This window comes from Streptomyces sp. 4N124 (assembly GCF_052245395.1).
Classification (GTDB): domain Bacteria; phylum Actinomycetota; class Actinomycetes; order Streptomycetales; family Streptomycetaceae; genus Streptomyces.
The window spans coordinates 42,246-57,842 of sequence record NZ_JBQQBS010000002.1; the positions used below are offsets into that span (position 1 = coordinate 42,246).

The 15,597-nt window shown below is 71.5% G+C and carries 17 protein-coding genes; 10 read left to right on the plus strand and 7 right to left on the minus strand.

Annotated features, from left to right (window positions below; translation table 11 throughout):
• Window positions 1–59: 59 nt before the first annotated feature.
• The gene (locus ACTWQO_RS02135) at window positions 60–797 is read right to left on the minus strand and encodes a LuxR C-terminal-related transcriptional regulator (RefSeq protein WP_443235465.1); all 738 of its coding nucleotides are present in this window, start codon (window positions 795–797) and stop codon (window positions 60–62) included.
• A gap of 181 nt (window positions 798–978) precedes the next feature.
• On the opposite strand from ACTWQO_RS02135, the gene ACTWQO_RS02140 reads away from it, so the two are divergent.
• Window positions 979–1,242, plus strand: a complete 264-nt coding sequence (locus tag ACTWQO_RS02140; protein ID WP_443235466.1) for a hypothetical protein — start codon at window positions 979–981, stop codon at window positions 1,240–1,242.
• 33 nt (window positions 1,243–1,275) lie between these two features.
• On the opposite strand, the gene ACTWQO_RS02145 is transcribed toward ACTWQO_RS02140, so the two are convergent.
• Window positions 1,276–2,202, minus strand: coding sequence for a DUF3027 domain-containing protein (locus ACTWQO_RS02145; RefSeq protein ID WP_443235467.1), 927 nt, complete (start codon window positions 2,200–2,202; stop codon window positions 1,276–1,278).
• A gap of 438 nt (window positions 2,203–2,640) precedes the next feature.
• Here ACTWQO_RS02145 and ACTWQO_RS02150 point away from each other — a divergent pair, with 438 nt between their 5' ends.
• From ACTWQO_RS02150 to ACTWQO_RS02165, 4 genes are all read left to right on the plus strand, one after another.
• A complete protein-coding gene (locus tag ACTWQO_RS02150; RefSeq protein WP_443235468.1) occupies window positions 2,641–4,065 on the plus strand; it encodes an MFS transporter in 1,425 nt (474 codons plus the stop codon).
• 159 nt (window positions 4,066–4,224) lie between these two features.
• Window positions 4,225–4,704: a DUF2771 domain-containing protein gene (locus ACTWQO_RS02155; RefSeq protein ID WP_443235741.1), complete on the plus strand. Its 480-nt coding sequence runs from the start codon at window positions 4,225–4,227 to the stop codon at window positions 4,702–4,704.
• Window positions 4,674–5,363 carry a futalosine hydrolase gene (locus ACTWQO_RS02160; protein ID WP_443235469.1) on the plus strand — a complete coding sequence of 230 codons (690 nt, stop codon included), beginning with the start codon at window positions 4,674–4,676 and terminating at the stop codon, window positions 5,361–5,363. The genes ACTWQO_RS02155 and ACTWQO_RS02160 overlap by 31 nt, the downstream gene beginning before the upstream one ends.
• Entirely contained in the window at window positions 5,353–6,201 is an 849-nt protein-coding gene (locus ACTWQO_RS02165) for a 1,4-dihydroxy-6-naphthoate synthase (protein ID WP_443235470.1), read from the plus strand. Before ACTWQO_RS02160 ends, ACTWQO_RS02165 begins: the two co-directional genes overlap by 11 nt.
• Before the next feature lie 191 nt (window positions 6,202–6,392).
• Here the strand turns inward: ACTWQO_RS02165 and ACTWQO_RS02170 are convergent, their stop codons facing one another.
• Entirely contained in the window at window positions 6,393–6,776 is a 384-nt protein-coding gene (locus tag ACTWQO_RS02170) for a cold-shock protein (RefSeq protein ID WP_301981923.1), read from the minus strand.
• Window positions 6,777–6,950: 174 nt separating this feature from the next.
• On the opposite strand from ACTWQO_RS02170, the gene ACTWQO_RS02175 reads away from it, so the two are divergent.
• The gene (locus ACTWQO_RS02175; RefSeq protein WP_328362435.1) at window positions 6,951–7,199 is read left to right on the plus strand and encodes a hypothetical protein; all 249 of its coding nucleotides are present in this window, start codon (window positions 6,951–6,953) and stop codon (window positions 7,197–7,199) included.
• Here ACTWQO_RS02175 and ACTWQO_RS02180 read toward each other — a convergent pair.
• Together ACTWQO_RS02180 and ACTWQO_RS02185 are read right to left on the minus strand one after the other, a co-directional pair.
• Window positions 7,178–7,828, minus strand: a complete 651-nt coding sequence (locus tag ACTWQO_RS02180; protein WP_443235742.1) for an HAD family hydrolase — start codon at window positions 7,826–7,828, stop codon at window positions 7,178–7,180. The two genes, ACTWQO_RS02175 and ACTWQO_RS02180, sit on opposite strands and share 22 nt — an antisense overlap.
• 40 nt (window positions 7,829–7,868) lie before the next feature.
• Window positions 7,869–8,852: a hypothetical protein gene (locus ACTWQO_RS02185; protein ID WP_443235471.1), complete on the minus strand. Its 984-nt coding sequence runs from the start codon at window positions 8,850–8,852 to the stop codon at window positions 7,869–7,871.
• A 213-nt stretch (window positions 8,853–9,065) separates the two neighbouring features.
• Here ACTWQO_RS02185 and ACTWQO_RS02190 point away from each other — a divergent pair, with 213 nt between their 5' ends.
• The 3 genes from ACTWQO_RS02190 to ACTWQO_RS02200 all read left to right on the plus strand — a co-directional run bounded on the left by ACTWQO_RS02190 (window position 9,066) and on the right by ACTWQO_RS02200 (window position 12,247).
• Window positions 9,066–11,588 (plus strand): helicase C-terminal domain-containing protein, encoded by a 2,523-nt coding sequence (locus ACTWQO_RS02190; protein WP_443235472.1) that lies wholly within the window; start codon window positions 9,066–9,068, stop codon window positions 11,586–11,588.
• Window positions 11,589–11,795: 207 nt separating this feature from the next.
• The gene (locus tag ACTWQO_RS02195) at window positions 11,796–11,924 is read left to right on the plus strand and encodes a hypothetical protein (RefSeq protein WP_282615195.1); all 129 of its coding nucleotides are present in this window, start codon (window positions 11,796–11,798) and stop codon (window positions 11,922–11,924) included.
• A gap of 92 nt (window positions 11,925–12,016) precedes the next feature.
• The gene (locus tag ACTWQO_RS02200) at window positions 12,017–12,247 is read left to right on the plus strand and encodes a hypothetical protein (protein WP_443235473.1); all 231 of its coding nucleotides are present in this window, start codon (window positions 12,017–12,019) and stop codon (window positions 12,245–12,247) included.
• Here the strand turns inward: ACTWQO_RS02200 and istB are convergent.
• Window positions 12,216–13,445: an IS21-like element helper ATPase IstB gene (gene istB / locus ACTWQO_RS02205; protein WP_443235474.1), complete on the minus strand. Its 1,230-nt coding sequence runs from the start codon at window positions 13,443–13,445 to the stop codon at window positions 12,216–12,218. The two genes, ACTWQO_RS02200 and istB, sit on opposite strands and share 32 nt — an antisense overlap.
• A gap of 164 nt (window positions 13,446–13,609) precedes the next feature.
• Between istB and ACTWQO_RS02210 the strand changes: the two genes are divergently transcribed.
• Entirely contained in the window at window positions 13,610–15,253 is a 1,644-nt protein-coding gene (locus ACTWQO_RS02210; RefSeq protein WP_443235475.1) for a DNA repair helicase XPB, read from the plus strand.
• A 16-nt stretch (window positions 15,254–15,269) separates the two neighbouring features.
• Here ACTWQO_RS02210 and ACTWQO_RS02215 read toward each other — a convergent pair whose 3' ends face one another.
• Complete coding sequence (locus ACTWQO_RS02215; RefSeq protein WP_443235476.1) at window positions 15,270–15,452, minus strand: hypothetical protein; 183 nt, start codon at window positions 15,450–15,452, stop codon at window positions 15,270–15,272.
• Window positions 15,453–15,597: the final 145 nt, after the last annotated feature.

A 15,597-nucleotide genomic window follows, 5' to 3' on the forward strand; every position in this document is an offset into this window, starting at 1 on the left:
CGCGATGCGGGTGAGGTGACTCGCCCGGCCGCCTGTCGGCGCCCCAGCGGACTGAGGTGTCACGGTGTCTCGGGGAACACCCTCGCGACGGCCGCCGTACGGCTGGAGACACCGAGCTTGCGGTAGACGTTCTCCAGGTGTTTGCGGACCGTGCTCTGCTCGACCACGATCTGCCGGGCGATGGCGTCGTTGCTCAGCCCTTTCGCCACGGCACGCATGACGTCGAGTTCGCGGAGCGTCAGCCGTACGGGCGTCTGCCGTCGCCGGGCGGCCTCGCGGTAGATGTCGTACAGATGCGGGCGCATCAACTCCAGTGTGAGCCTGTCCCGTTCAGTGAAGGGGCGCGCGCTCTCGCGGCTGAAGGCGTACATGCGGATGCGGCCGGGGGCGGTGGGCAAAGGCACCACGAGCATGTTGGGGAAGGGGCGCAAGTAGTCGGTGTACAAGGCCAGGTTCCGGAACTCCCGCGTGGCCATCCAGTCCGTCAGCTGGGAAACCTCCAGATCACCGTGGCTTCGCTCGACCGCGACACAGTGGGGATGCTGGTGCTTGAAGCGCCACCAGAGCTCGCTGTCCGGCACGGGGTAGTGGCCGCCGTACTCCACCTCCTGGTCCCCGAAGAAGCACCGGGTGGGCAGATCCACCTCGCCGAACTCCGCCAGGTCGCAGGGCACCAGCCGCCCCAGCCCCTCCAGCAGCGACCGCGGCGGGACCTCGTCCCCCTTGTCGTGCCGTGCCTCGTCGATGACATCGAGCATCGCCCGCATGTGGCGCTCGGTGATCGAGTGACGGCTCATGACCCCGCCCCCCTCCGCCAGCCCCCGGCCTGCTTCGAAGGTACGCCCGTTTCACCCGAAACCGGGGTCCGAAGGATTCGCGGATTGCCGAATGGTCGCCACGAGGGGGCGGGACCACCGTGGACTACGGAACATCCGCCCCCCGGAACGGGGGGATCGGCTCTTGAACGGGGAGAAGTCCATGAACGCACCAACCAAACCGAGGATCACCCCGACAAAGATCCTCGCAGGGGCCGGCGCGGCAGTGCTGGCCCTTGCAGCCATCTGCGGAGACGGCCACGACGCTGTGGCCAGTGGCGCCGACGCGGACTTTCTCTGGGCCAGGGCGGGGATCTGCAGGCTGTACGCCCATGACGGTGTCTTTGACGTCGTACACGGTCGTGACGGCTGGGATCGGTGCATGGCCTACCGCGTCGACGACAGGTCCGGGCGAGAGGCGAGTTGACACATGTCGACTGGGTTCGGGTCCGACGGGGAACTACGAGTGTCCCAACTCCACGGACTCCTCGTCCGCCCCGACCGGCACCGATCCGGAATCCGGGGAGGGCCGCAGTGGGAAGGGGTCCACTCGGGTCTCGTCGATGACCGGCGGGGCCGGCCGGGGCGGCTTCGGCATGACCGCCGCCTCGGAGTGGCCGCCGCAGCCGTAGGCGAGGGACACGACGTGGCCGTCCGCGGGTGAGAACTCGTTCGCGCACACCCCGAAGGCCTGTCCCATCGTCCCGCCGATCGGCGCGAGGAAGCCGCAGCTCACGCAGGACGCCGGTGCAGCCTGGGCCATCGCGGTCTTGGGGCCGTACGCATCTTCCCAGCGGTCGGCGGCGACATGCAGGCCGTAGCGGGACAGGACGCGGGCCCGGCGCATGCCGAGTTCCTCCGCGACCGACGCGATCGAGCCGCGCGAGGGCGTCACGGAGAAGTTCGCCGGCGGGCCCGCCGTCACCTCCGCGTCCTCCGCCTCGACCAGCTCGGCCATCTCGTGCGACACGGCGGAGTTGGGCAGCGGCTCGTCCTCGCCGGAGTAGCCGGGCTCCAGACGCAGATCCTCCGCGTCGGTGGGAAGCAGATCGCCGGGGCCCATGTCGCCGGGGCGCAGCCGCTCGCTCCACGGCACCCACTCGGGGGCCAGCAGCGCGTCCGGGCCGGGGAGCAGCACCACCTCGTCCAGCGTGACGAACTTGGCGCGGGAGGCGCGGGCCACCGTGACGGCCCAGCGCCAGCCGCGGTATCCGAGTTCCTTGCACTCGAAGAAGTGCGTGACGACGCGGTCGCCTTCCGACACCAGCCCCGCGTGCTCGCCGACGACGCCGGGAGCGGCGGCCTCCTCGGCGGCGGAGCGGGCGAGGTCGACGGCCTCGGCACACAGGCGGTCGGGGGTGCGGCTTCGCGTGGTCGCTGCGCTCACTGGTATCGCTTCTCTCCTACGCCAGTCTCTCGGGTGCGCCTTTGCCTGAAGGCGGTCGGGCGGAACGGAGCGGACCTTGGGGCCGCGTCGACGTCCGCGCCCGATCGTGCTCGGGCGCACCTGCTCCATCCATTCTGCGGGATGACCGAGAGGCGCGCGGCCGAGAACGTTCGCCACGACGCGCTACGCACGCTACCTGTTCGCTGGCGCTGGGCCTACACCGACGTGGGTTTCCGTGGGCTCTTGAGGCTCGGGGGCGTTTGGTGCGCCTTCTGACGTGCCACGTCCTGTCGGCTGGCGGGTGCTGCGCCGTCTCGGCTGGTCGCGCAGTTCCCCGCGCCCCCTTCGGGGCGCTGCAGAGACCGAAACTATGCAAAAGTGCGGCGCTTCCGTGCCGTAACCGCACTACCCGTGCCCATCTCGGGGCACTATGGCGGAATGGCAGGTGCAAGGACGCCCCACGGTGCCACCCGTGTCGGTGGGATCAAGGGGAGCAGCCGACGGAACGGGACGGGCCGGGTGGGTGGGTCGCTGCGTTCGGTGGGCCGTGCCCTGCACTTCCCGGTGACGGGGACTGCCCGGGGTATCCGGAAGGCCACCCACGCGCAGGGCGCCGGTGAGTCCGGGCTCGGCAAGCTGATCGAGCTCCACGGGGTGAATGGCGCCGGGGACATGATGATCACCGTCGCCCTCGCCTCCACCGTCTTCTTTTCCGTCCCCACCGACGAGGCCCGTGGCCGGGTCGCGCTGTACCTCGGTATCACCATGGCGCCGTTCACGCTGCTCGCCCCCGTGATCGGCCCGCTCCTCGACCGCATCCCACACGGCCGCCGCGCGGCGATGGCGATGGCGATGCTGGCCCGGGCGCTGCTCGCGCTGATCCTGGCCGGTGCCGTCAGCACCGGCTCCATCGAGCTGTACCCGGCGGCGCTGGGCGTGCTGGTCGCGTCCAAGGCGTACGGCGTGGTCAGAAGTGCCGTCGTGCCCCGGCTCCTGCCACCCCGTTTCTCCCTGGTGAAAGCCAACTCGCGGGTGACACTCGGCGGGCTCCTCGCCACCGGTGTGGCCGCGCCGATCGGGGCGGGCCTGCAGTCCGTCGGGGATCGCTGGCCCCTCTACGGCGCCTTCGTGATCTTCATTGCCGGGACGATTCTCTCCTTCTCGCTGCCGCCGAAGGTCGACTCGGCGAAGGGCGAGGACACGGCCCTGCTCGCCGCCGACGAGAAGCACCTGCACGGCCCGCACCGCAAGCCCGTCAAGCGTCCAGGGCTGCGCACCGTCGGGATCGCCGTCACCCACGCCCTCGGCGCCAACGCCGCCCTGCGCTGTCTCTCCGGCTTCCTGATCTTCTTCCTGGCGTTCCTGCTGCGTGAGCATCCGCTGACCGGGGAGAGCGCGGCGGTGTCGCTGGGCATCGTGGCGGTCTCGGCGGGCGCGGGCAACGCGATCGGTACGGCGGTCGGGGCGTGGCTCAGATCACGCGCGCCGGAGATCATCATCGTGACGGTGGTGGCGTTCGTGCTCTGTGCGGCGATCGCCGCGGCGATCTTCTTCGGGGCGGCGATGGTGGCGTTCCTGGCGGCCTCCGCCGGGTTCGCGCAGGCGCTGGCCAAGCTGTCCCTGGACGCGCTGATCCAGCGGGACGTACCGGAGACGGTCCGCACCTCCGCCTTCGCCCGCTCCGAGACGCTGCTCCAGGTGGCCTGGGTGTTCGGTGGCGCGGTCGGCATCGTCCTCCCCCTCGAAGGCGGCTTCGGCCTCTCGGTGGCCGCCGCGATCGTCGCCACCGGCTGGCTGACCACGGTCCGCGGCCTGCTCACCTCGGCCAGGCACGGCGGCCCGCCAAGGACACGCGTGACGTGACGATCCGCGCCCCGAAGGGGCGCGGGGCCGTATCGATATGCGGCTCCGCCGCGTGGGCGCGACCAGCCCCCACCGACCCGCAGGTAGCTCACGACCCGCAAGTACATCACCCCGCCTCCAGCGGAGCGCTGCCGTGCCCGATAGCCTTCGCCCATGACCATGCAATCCGCTGTGCGACGCCGCCGCGCTGTCGCCGCCGCCGGCGCCGTATCCGCCGGACTGCTCGTCCTGTCGGCCTGTGACAAGCCGACCCCGATGTCCACGGTCACCGTCGGCACCTCCTCGGTCAGCGAGGAGGCCACCTGCGGCGGTGAGGGCGAGGCCCTGAACTCCGCGGATCTGACGAAGTGCCTGAAGGACACCGGCGTCAAGTCGATCACCGTGGACCCGGACGAGACCGTCCGCTTCGGTGTCGACCCCGAGGTCGCCGACAAGCGCTGGACGATCCTGATGAACGGTCAGCCGCTCACGGAGGACAGCGACAAGACGTACCGCACGATCCCGGGCAGCGTGTTCTTCAACGCCCAGTACGGCGCCCAGGGCAACTCGACCCTCGTCTCCATCAAGGCGGCCGACGGCAAGAAGAACAGCAACACGGTCACCGGCCTGTGGTCCTTCAAGCTGAAGAAGGACGACTGACCACGCCTGCCGTACGCGTCCTCGTAGCCACCGCGGTCCCGGCCGAACGGGACGCGGTGGCACGGGCGTTCACGGGCCCGTTCCCCGGTGACGTCCTCGCCGTCGGAGTCGGTCCCGCCCGCGCCGCCGCCACCACCGCCACGGCCCTCGCCAGAGCCTCGTACGACCTGGTGATCTCGGCCGGAATCGGCGGCGGTTTCCAGCCGTCCGCCCCCGTCGGCTCCCTCGTCGTCGCCGACGAGATCACCGCCGCCGACCTGGGCGCCGAGACGCCGGACGGCTTTCTGCCGGTCACGGAGCTGGGCTTCGGCGCCGTCACCCATCGTCCGCCGGAATCACTCGTACGAGAGCTCGCGGCGGCCATCGGAGCCCGTACCGGCGCGGTACTCACCGTCTCCACCGTGACCGGCACCGCCGCCCGCGCCGCCGCCCTGCTGGAACGCCATCCGACCGCGCTCGCCGAGGCGATGGAGGGCTTCGGCGTCGCCGAGGCGGCTGCCGCGCACGGCGTTCCCGTGCTGGAGATCCGCGCCGTCTCCAATCCCGTCGGCCCGCGCGACCGTGCCGCCTGGCGCATCGGCGACGCTCTCGCCGCCCTCACCGAGGGCTTCGGGAAGCTCGCGCCCGTACTGGAGAGTTGGAACAGGCATGACCGCTGAGCCGCTGCAGATCGCCTACTCCCCCTGCCCGAACGACACCTTCGTCTTCGAGGCCCTCGCCCACGGCCGCGTGCCGGGCGCTCCCGCGCTCGACGTGACCTTCGCGGACATCGACATCACCAACGGCATGGCCGAGCGCGGCGAGTTCGACGTGCTGAAGGTGTCGTACGCCGTCCTGCCGTACGTCCTCGACGAGTACCGGCTGCTGCCGTGCGGGGGCGCGCTGGGCCGGGGTTGCGGGCCGCTGGTGCTCACGCGCGAGCCGGACGTGGACCTCACCGGCCGCACGGTCGCCGTGCCGAGCGAGCGGTCGACGGCGTACCTGCTGTTCCGCCTCTGGGCCGCGGACACGATCGACGGTGGCGTCGGCGAGATCGTGGTGATGCCGTTCCACGAGATCATGCCGGCCGTCCGGGACGGAAAGGTCGACGCGGGACTCGTCATCCACGAGGCGCGCTTCACGTACCAGAACTACGGCCTGCACAAGCTCGCGGACATGGGCGAGCACTGGGAGAACACCACCGGCCTGCCGATCCCGCTGGGCGCGATCATCGCGAAGAAGTCCCTGGGCACGGACACCCTGCGGCTGCTCGCCGAGTCCATCCGCACCTCCGTGAAGGCCGCCTGGGACGACCCCGAGGCCTCCCGCCCGTACGTCATGGAGCACGCCCAGGAAATGGACCCGTCCGTCGCCGACCAGCACATCGGCCTGTACGTCAACGAGTTCACCCACGACCTCGGCGCGGACGGCTATGCGGCGGTCAGGGGTCTGCTGACCCGCGCGGCGGCCGAGGGGCTGGTGCCTGCGCTCGGGCCCGGAGCCCTCTCGTTCCCCTGACCCCGCCGAACAGACCAGCCGCCGGACGGAGTCCGGCACGCCGTCCGCAGCCCGCGAAGCGGCGCAAGGACGGCAGAAAAGGTGCCGCGGCGGTCAGGGGTCTGCTGACCCGCGCCGCGGCCGAGGGGCTGGTGCCGCCCCTCGGCCGGGTGCGCTGGATTTCCCCTAGAAATCCGGAAGATCTACAGGATCTATACGTCGAGCTGGTCGGCGACCGCTCGCAGCAGGCCGGCGATCTTCGCGCCGGCGGCCTTGTCGGGATAGCGGCCCCTCTCAAGCATCGGCGTGATGTTCTCGAGGAGGGTCGTCAAATCCTGGACGATGGAGGCGAGCTCGTCCGGCTTCTTGCGAGTGGCGGCCGCGACGGACGGGGTCGGGTCGAGAAGCGTCACCGAAAGCGCCTGGTCACCGCGCTGCCCGGCGACGACCCCGAACTCAACTCGCTGACCCGGCTTGAGCGTCTCGACTCCGGCGGGGAGGACCGAGGAATGGACGAAGACGTCGCCGCCGTCGTCACGGGAGAGAAAGCCGAAGCCCTTCTCGCTGTTGAACCACTTGACCTTGCCGGTAGGCACGTCTGTCCTCGTCCTCGTACTCGTCGGAAAACTGCTTCGGAAAACGCCAAGGAACTGCTCTTGATAGCACTGGGGCGGGTCGTCGGGACCCGCCGGTACCAAGGCTAATGGTCTTCCACCCGGTGACAAGACGTCACCCGGTTGTTCCTTCGCGCAGGGAACTACCCTGGTCGGGTGCGTGACAAAACCCAAACGAATTCCGCCGCGCCCGGCGACCGCCTGGTCCGTGCCGGAGCCATCGTCTTCTTCGCCGGTGCCGTGGCCACACTCGTCACCGTGGCCCCGCTTCTCCTCGGTACGACGCCATTTCCGACGTACATGTTCGGATTGAGCATGCTCATGGGCGTCGGCTTCCTGGTGGCGGGAGCCGGTGTCTTCCAGTCGATTGCGGCCGGCCGCCGTCAGGCCCGCGCCGGGCGGTAGTCCGCGAGCCAGGCCGGAAAGTGGGTGAGGTCCGGCAGGACCACATCCGCTCCGGCCGCCCGCAGCGCGTCGCCGTCGCACGGCCCGGTCGTGACGGCCACGGAGAGCGCTTCAGCGGTACGGGCTCCGCGCACGTCGCCGATGTGGTCGCCGACGTACACCGCCGCGCCGTGCTCACGCAGCGCCTCCGCCTTCTGCTCGGCCCACAGGTCGCCTATCACCGCGTCGGCGTCGATGCCGAGGTGCTCCAGGTGCAGCTTCGCGTTGGGCTCGTACTTGGCGGTGACGACGATCGCCCGCCCGCCGGCCGCACGCACGGCGGCGATCGCCTCACGGGCGCCGGGCAGGGCGGGGCTGGCGGCGATGGCGATCGTCGGATACATCGAGCGGTACAGATCGCTCATGGCCTCCACCTGTTCCGCCGGGAACCAGTTGATCATTTCGTCCGCGAGCGGCGGCCCGAGCCGGCTGATCGCCAGGTCGGCGTCGATGTACGTCCCCGTCCGCTCGGCGAGCGCCGTGAAGCAGGCGTGGATGCCGGGCCGGGAGTCGATCAGCGTCATGTCGAGGTCGAAGCCGACGGTGAGGGAGGCGACGGGAGGCAGGGCGGCAGAGGTCATATGGGCCATTGTGCCCAGGCGGGCGGCGATCAAGACGCCCGGTCCTCCCCTACCGCTGCCGCTGGGACCGCCACAGCAGGAACAGCGCGGAGGCGATGGCGGCGCCCCGGACGACCCACGGCCAGGTCTCGGAGACGGCGGCGTTCATCTGCCCCTCGGCGATGGGATCACCCCACCGCCCTTCGTTGCGTCCCCACAGCCAGACGATCCCGGCGGTGAGCGCCGCGCCCGGCAGCCACATGACCGCCACCTGCCGCTCCGCCTGCGTCAGCCGCCGGGAGGCGTAGGCGATGAGCCAGCCGAAGAGCAGCACGAGCAGGTTCCCGAGGAAGGCACCGGCGACGAGGAGGGACGCGCCGAGCAGGAGAAGGGGGTTGCTCCACTTTCCGGGGCGGGGAAGGCGCAGGCGGCGGCGCCCGGACGTGGCCTCCTCGGCCTTCTCCACAGCGACCGGCTCGTCCCGTACGACCTCCTTCTCCGCCTTCTCGATCTCTTTCGGCCTCTCCTTCGGCGGCGGAGGCTTCAGCAGATCCGGAATCTCCACCCCGCCGACGAACCCCGGCACCTCGTCCCCGACCCCGAACGGACTGCTGTCCACCCGCCACCAGTCGGGCTGCGTCGCACTGTTCCCGAGTTCGTCGGCACCGGCGAGGTGGGGCGGGGAGGGCGCTTCCGCGACGTCCTCGACGGGTTCGGCGGGCCGAGGCCGGGGCACCACGCGCCGCAGCCCCTTGGCCCTGGGCCGCTCCTCCGCCCGGTCCGGCTGTACGGGCACGGAGGCGCCCGGCGCCTGCGGGGCACCGCCGCCGCCACCGGCGTTGGCCACGACCTCATCGGGGCTGCCCAGCCGGGCGAGGATGCGGCGCACGGCGGCAGGACTGTCCACCGGCGTCTTCGCCCGACGCCGGTCGATCTCGTTCCGCAACTCCGAGACCAGCCGCATCCGATCGGACGACGGCAACTGCCGCTGCTGCGCCACGTCACCGACGCGGCTCAGATACTCGTAGACGACCTGGTCGCTCTCGATCCCCACGAAGTCCCCTCCGGGGCGGGTGCGTTGGATACCCCGTGATGACAGACGTTACCGCCAAGCTGCGGGCATGCGTGCCGCCTGGGGCGGCACGGGTGGGCGCAGGCGGCACCCCGCAAGCGCCGGGCTGCGCGACCCACCCCCGCCCAGCCCCACGCCGGCGCCTATAAAGCCGCGGCAACGAAACCGACGTAGTCACCCGGTACCGTGATTCGGATGAGCACCGAGGACAAGCCGGCCCCCCGTTCCCTCGCGGAGGCACTCCGTGGGCGGGACGACGCCGCCCTCGCCGCGCTGCTGCGCAGCCGCCCCGACCTCATCACCCCCGTCCCCACGGACCTCACGCAGCTCGCGACCCGCGCCGGCACCCGCGCCTCCGTCGTGCGTGCCCTGGAGCGCCTGGACCGCTTCGCCCTGCAGACGGCGGAGGCGCTCGCCGTCGCCGCGGACCCGGCACCGTACAAAGAACTCCTCGGCCTCATGACCGGCGACGAGGCGGACCAGGCCGTCGCCGCCGCGCTTCCGCACGCCCTCGCCACCCTGCGCGAACAGGCCCTCGTCTGGGGCCCCGACGACCGCCTCCGCCTCGTCCGCACGGCCCGCGAGCTGCTCGCCCCGTCCCCGCAGCACCCGTCCCCGACCGGCCTGGGCCCGACGGTGCAGGAGGCGACGTCGGGCATGTCGCCGGGCCGTATCCAGGAGATCGTCACCGCCGCCGGGCTGGCGTCGACGCACGACGCGGTCTCGGCGGTGGCCGCGCTGACCGCTCTGTTCAACGACCGCAAGCGGATGAGGGCCCTGCTCGCCGACGCCCCCGAGGAGTCCCTGGAGGTGCTGCGCCGCCTGGTCTGGGGCCCGCCGTACGGGCAGGTCACCGCGGACCCGGCGCCCAGGCTGCGCTGGCTCCTCGACCGCGGGCTGCTGCTGCCGACGCAGCCCGGGACCGTCGTACTCCCCCGCGAGGTGGCCCTGCGTCTGCGGGACGGCCGCGCCCACCGTGCCACCGAGCCGCTGCCGCCGGCCGTCGAGCCCGCCGCCACGCACCGTCCACAGGTTGTGGACGCGACGGCGGCCGGGCAGGCGTACTCGGCGCTGGCGACCGTCGAGGAGCTGCTGAGGGACTGGGACGAGGGCGGCCCGACGGTGCTGCGGGCGGGCGGACTGAGCGTCCGGGATCTGAAGCGGACGGCCGTCGCGCTGGACGTACCGGAGCCGATCGCGGCGTTCTGGGTGGAGCTGGCGTACGCGGCGGGCCTGATCGCGTCGGACGGTGAGGCGGACGAGCGGTACGCGGCGACCCCGGCGTACGACGAGTGGCTGGAACAGCCCGCGGACCAGCGCTGGGTGCGGCTCGCGGAGGCCTGGCTGGCGGCGACCCGCACGGCCGGCCTGGTCGGCGGCCGGGACGCCAAGGAGCGCACGATGTCGGCCCTCGGCCCGGGTCTGGACCGCTCCGCCGCGCCGGAGGTACGGCACCGGGTGCTGGCCCTGCTCGCCGAACTGCCGGAGGGCGCCGCGCCGTCCGCCGAGTCGGTGCTGGCCCGGCTGCGCTGGGAGCGCCCGCTGCGGGCACCGCAGAGCGACGACGACCTGCGCACCCGGCTCGCCCGGTGGACGCTCTCGGAGGCGGAACTGCTCGGCGTCACCGGCCGCGGCGCGCTGTCCGCGCACGGGCGGGCACTGATCGGGGCGCCGGCCGCGAAGCCGGCCGCCGACGCGCCCTCCGGCCCCGGCGACAAGCTCCCCGTCCACCACCGGCACCACAGGGTCCCGGCCCGCGAACCCCTCACCCCCGCCGAACAGGCCGTCGCCTCCGCCACCGCCGCCCGGCTCCTCGCCCCGCTCCTCCCGGAGCCGCTGGACCACGTCCTCCTCCAGGCCGACCTCACGGCGGTCGCCCCCGGCCCGCTCCAGCGCCCGCTCGCCGACATGCTCGACGTCCTCGCGGACGTGGAGTCGAAGGGCGGGGCGACGGTGTACCGGTTCACGCCCGGTTCCGTACGCCGTGCGCTGGACGCCGGCCGCAGCGCCTCCGACCTGCATGCCTTCCTCGCCGCGCACTCGCGTACGCCGATTCCGCAGCCGCTGACGTACCTGATCGACGACGTCGCCAGGAGGCACGGCCATCTGCGGATCGGCGCGGCTTCGGCGTACGTCCGCTGCGACGACGACGCCCTGCTGAACGAGATCCTCGCCGACAAGCGCGCCGCCGCCCTCCACCTGCGCCGCCTCGCCCCGACCGTGCTGGCCGCCCAGGCCGACCCGGGCGCCCTGCTGGAGGGCCTGCGCGCGATGGGATTCGCGCCGGCCGCCGAATCCGCCGAGGGCGACGTCCTGATCACCCGTGCCCACGCCCACCGCACCCCGCCGCGCACGGCCCCCGAGCCCGTCCCGGACGGCCCTCCGGCGCCCGACCCGACGCTCCTGACGGCCGCGATCCGCGCGATCCGGGCGGGCGACCTGGCCTCCACGACCCCGCGCAAGCAGACCCCCGTGACCAACGGCGAACTCCCCCGCACCGGCTCCGCCGAGACCCTCGCCACCATGCAGGCCGCCGTCCTCACCGGCGAGGCCCTGTGGATCGGCTACGTGAACGCCGAGGGCTCCGCCAGCCAGCGCGTCATCGCCCCCATCAAGGTCGAGGGCGGCTTCGTGACGGCGTACGACCACACCGCGGACGAGGTCCGCACGTATCCACTGCACCGGATCACGGGTGTAGCGGAACTCGCCGACGACTAAAGCGCCCCGAAGGGGCGCGGGGAACTGCGCGACAAGCCACGACGGCGCCGCACTTCCTTCGCTCGGACGGGTGTACGCCCGCGTTCATGCACGCCACGCCGGACACTTCCCACCCATGAGGGAACACGCAGGTCATCCCGCATTCCGAAGCGGAGCGCCGGGCAGCCAACGGATGTCCTGATCCGCAGTGAAAGGAAGTCCACGCCCATGCGTGCTGCCCGTCGTGTCGCCGCCGTCCTGTCCGCCACCGCCGTGATGATCGGCGCCTTCGCCACCCAGGCCGCGGCCATCGGCATCGACGTCGCCGGCCTGATCATCGAGACACCGGCCATCTGACCCTTCCCCACGCGCTCTCCGGGCCGGTCCCGGTGTCCCCGGGTCCGGCCCACCCCGATCGATCCCCTCTGCGAAAGGCCCCCGACGTCCCCATGCGTGACAAGCTCAACCACCGCGCCCGCGCCGCCGTCGCCGTGTCCGCCGCCGCGCTGGTCTCCGCGGCCGCACTCGTCGCCGCGCTGGCACCCGAGGCCTCGGCCGCTCCCGCGCTGCCGCTGCCGCTCCCGGTCGCCGGGGCAGGCGGCGAGCCCCTCCTCAACATCGACGGACATGTCTTCGCTCAGCCACTGGTCAACAACCTCGACCTGTCCAAGCTGAAGTAGCCCGGCGCATCCGGTAGCTATCCCCGTCCAGCCGCACGATCTCGGCGTGGTGGGCCAGCCGGTCCACCATCGCCGGGACGGCCGGGCCGCCGAACACCTCGTCCCACCGCTCGAGCGGGCGGTCACCGGTCACGATCAGGGACCCCCGCTCGTAGCGGTGCGCCACCAGATGGAAGAAGAGCCGGGACGTGTCCGCGTCGAAGGGCACGTACCCGACCTCGTCGACGATCAGCACCGGACAGTCATCCAGCTCGGCCAGTTCCTCCGCGAGCCGTCCCGCGGCCTGCGCCCCGGCCAGCCGTGCCGCCCATCCGGCGGCCGTGTCGAACAGCACCCGGTGCCCGGCCTCACAGGCGCGCACCCCGAGCCCGACGGCCAGATGCGTCTTGCCGGTGCCGGGCGGCCCGACGAACACCACGTTCCCGCGGGCCCCGACGAAGTCCAGCTTGCCGAGCCGCGCCACCGCCTCCCGGTCGAAGACCCGGGGATGCTCGGCGTCGTACTCCTCCAGCAGCTTCCGCGCCGGGAACCCGGCGTCCCGGATCCGCTCCTCGGCCCCCGTCTCGACGGCGGGCGCCCCCGCCTGGCTCGGAATCGGCACGGCGGGCCGCGCGGGCGCGGGCGGTTCGACCGCCCTGTGCTCATGGTCCCGGTGCCGGCCGGCCCGCTCGGCGTGCGCGGCCATCGGCCCCGACATGTACGCCAGGATCGCCGCCGAGACGATGAACGCCATGTGGATCACCGTCCCCCACAGCAGCGAGTGCCGTGCGGTGTGGTGCACATCCACGAACATCTGCAGCAGATGGACGGAGGAGATGCCGACGATGGCGGTCGCCAGCTTGACCTTCAGCACGTTGGAGTTGACGTGCGAGAGCCATTCCGGCTGGTCGCGGTGGCCCTGGAGGCCGATGCGCGAGACGAAGGTCTCGTAGCCGCCGACGATCACCATGATCAGCAGGTTGGCGATCATGACGACGTCGACCAGCTTGAGCACGGCGAGCATGACGTACGTCTCGTTGGCCTGGCCGGTGACGCACCGGAGGATTAAGGTCCACAACTCGTTGAAGAACTTGTAGACATAGACGCCCTGGGCGGCCACAAGGCCGAAGTAGAGCGGTGCCTGAAGCCAGCGCGTGGCGAACAGGGCGTAGCCCAGGGTGGTGGGCGGCGCGGACGGATCACGAGTGATGAGCTGCACGGTCGGCCATTCTTCGCATCCGCCGCCGTACAGGTGAAACCACACCACTCACAGGAATGAATAGACATCCTGTACGACGGGACACCCGCCCCGGCCCCGACCGGGAAACGATCAGGCACACTGGACGTTTGGCCGACCTCTGGCCTTAGGGAAGGAAGCCGCGCGTGAACGGTCCCCTCATCGTCCAGTCCGACAAGACGCTGCTCCTGGAAGTCGACCACGAGCTGGCCGACGAGTGCCGTCGGGCCATCGCGCCGTTCGCCGAGCTGGAGCGGGCGCCGGAGCACATCCACACCTACCGGGTGACCCCGCTCGGGCTGTGGAACGCGCGGGCGGCCGGGCATGACGCCGAGCAGGTCGTGGACGCGCTGGTGCAGTACAGCCGCTACCCCGTGCCGCACGCGCTGCTGGTCGACGTCGCCGAGACGATGGACCGCTACGGGCGGCTGACCCTGTCCAAGCACCCGGCGCACGGGCTGGTCCTCACGACCACCGACCGTCCGGTGCTGGAGGAGATCCTGCGCTCCAAGCGGGTCGCTCCGCTCGTCGGCAACCGGATCGACCCGGACACCGTGGCCGTGCATCCCTCCGAGCGCGGGCAGATCAAGCAGACGCTGCTGAAGCTGGGCTGGCCGGCCGAGGATCTCGCCGGGTACGTCGACGGTGAGGCCCACGCGATCGAGCTGGTCGAGGACGGGTGGGCGCTGCGCCCGTACCAGAAGCAGGCCGTGGAGAACTTCTGGCACGGCGGGTCCGGGGTCGTCGTACTCCCCTGTGGTGCCGGGAAGACGCTGGTCGGCGCCGGGTCCATGGCCCAGGCGAAGTCCACGACGCTGATCCTCGTCACGAACACGGTCTCGGCCCGGCAGTGGAAGCACGAGCTGGTGAAGCGGACCTCGCTGACCGAGGACGAGATCGGCGAGTACAGCGGTACGAAGAAGGAGATCCGGCCGGTCACCATCGCGACGTACCAGGTGCTGACGACCAGGCGGAAGGGCGTCTACCCGCATCTGGAGCTGTTCGACTCCCGCGACTGGGGGCTGATCCTCTATGACGAGGTGCATCTGCTGCCCGCGCCGGTCTTCAAGTTCACGGCGGATCTGCAGGCGCGGCGGCGGCTCGGGCTGACGGCGACGCTGGTGCGGGAGGACGGCCGTGAGTCGGACGTGTTCTCGCTGATCGGACCCAAGCGGTTCGACGCGCCCTGGAAGGAGATCGAGGCGCAGGGCTATATCGCGCCCGCCGACTGCGTCGAGGTCCGGGTCAATCTCACCGACGCCGAGCGGCTGGCGTACGCGACCGCCGAGCAGGAGGAGAAGTACCGCTACTGCGCGACGACCGACACCAAGCGGAAGGTGACGGAGGCGCTGGTACGGCGGTTCGCCGGGCAGCAGATCCTGGTCATCGGCCAGTACATCGACCAGCTCGACGAACTGGGCGAGCACCTGAACGCCCCTGTCATCAAGGGCGAGACCTCCAACGCCCAGCGCGAGAAGCTCTTCGGCGCCTTCCGGGAGGGCGAGATCAGCGTGCTGGTCGTGTCGAAGGTCGCGAACTTCTCGATCGACCTGCCGGAGGCGACGGTCGCCATCCAGGTGTCGGGGACCTTCGGGTCGCGGCAGGAGGAGGCGCAGCGGCTGGGGCGGGTGCTGCGGCCGAAGGCTGACGGGCACCAGGCCCACTTCTACTCGGTGGTGGCGCGGGACACGATCGACCAGGACTTCGCCGCGCATCGGCAGCGGTTCCTGGCCGAGCAGGGGTACGCGTACCGGATCGTGGACGCGGACGAGTTGCTCGCGGGGAGCTGAGCCGGGCGGGGCAGGGTCACTTGCGGCGGACGCCGGCTTCCTCGCCGTACTCGCCGAGGACGATCACGTCGAAGGCGGCGCCCGCGTACACCTTGAGGGCACGCAGGGCCTCGCCGAGGCGGTGACGGTGATGGGTCTGGGTGATGGCGGTCGCGCCTGAGGCGCGGCCAGGGGCTGGGGTGAAGGTTGCTGCGCTCATGTATCCATGGTGGCTCTCCGGCCATGGGGAGGGCATCGGTCTGCGGGGCGAACCCGTGTCGTCCGTTGGTACGCCTGTGGGGCTAGCCATGCCCCTTAGGACGGAGAGGGCCGTCCCCTAGGGGATGACGCAAGGCACGGGAAAC

Bases quoted from the DNA above. Each gene is read 5' to 3' on its own strand.
- ACTWQO_RS02135 (WP_443235465.1), bottom strand. From the start codon at position 797: ATGAGCCGTCACTCGATCACCGAGCGCCACATGCGGGCGATGCTCGAT.
- ACTWQO_RS02140 (WP_443235466.1), top strand. From the start codon at position 979: ATGAACGCACCAACCAAACCGAGGATCACCCCGACAAAGATCCTCGCA.
- ACTWQO_RS02150 (WP_443235468.1), top strand. From the start codon at position 2,641: ATGGCAGGTGCAAGGACGCCCCACGGTGCCACCCGTGTCGGTGGGATC.
- ACTWQO_RS02155 (WP_443235741.1), top strand. From the start codon at position 4,225: ATGCAATCCGCTGTGCGACGCCGCCGCGCTGTCGCCGCCGCCGGCGCC.
- ACTWQO_RS02165 (WP_443235470.1), top strand. From the start codon at position 5,353: ATGACCGCTGAGCCGCTGCAGATCGCCTACTCCCCCTGCCCGAACGAC.
- ACTWQO_RS02180 (WP_443235742.1), bottom strand. From the start codon at position 7,828: ATGGCCCATATGACCTCTGCCGCCCTGCCTCCCGTCGCCTCCCTCACC.
- ACTWQO_RS02190 (WP_443235472.1), top strand. From the start codon at position 9,066: ATGAGCACCGAGGACAAGCCGGCCCCCCGTTCCCTCGCGGAGGCACTC.
- ACTWQO_RS02195 (WP_282615195.1), top strand. From the start codon at position 11,796: ATGCGTGCTGCCCGTCGTGTCGCCGCCGTCCTGTCCGCCACCGCCGTG.
- ACTWQO_RS02200 (WP_443235473.1), top strand. From the start codon at position 12,017: ATGCGTGACAAGCTCAACCACCGCGCCCGCGCCGCCGTCGCCGTGTCC.
- ACTWQO_RS02215 (WP_443235476.1), bottom strand. From the start codon at position 15,452: ATGAGCGCAGCAACCTTCACCCCAGCCCCTGGCCGCGCCTCAGGCGCG.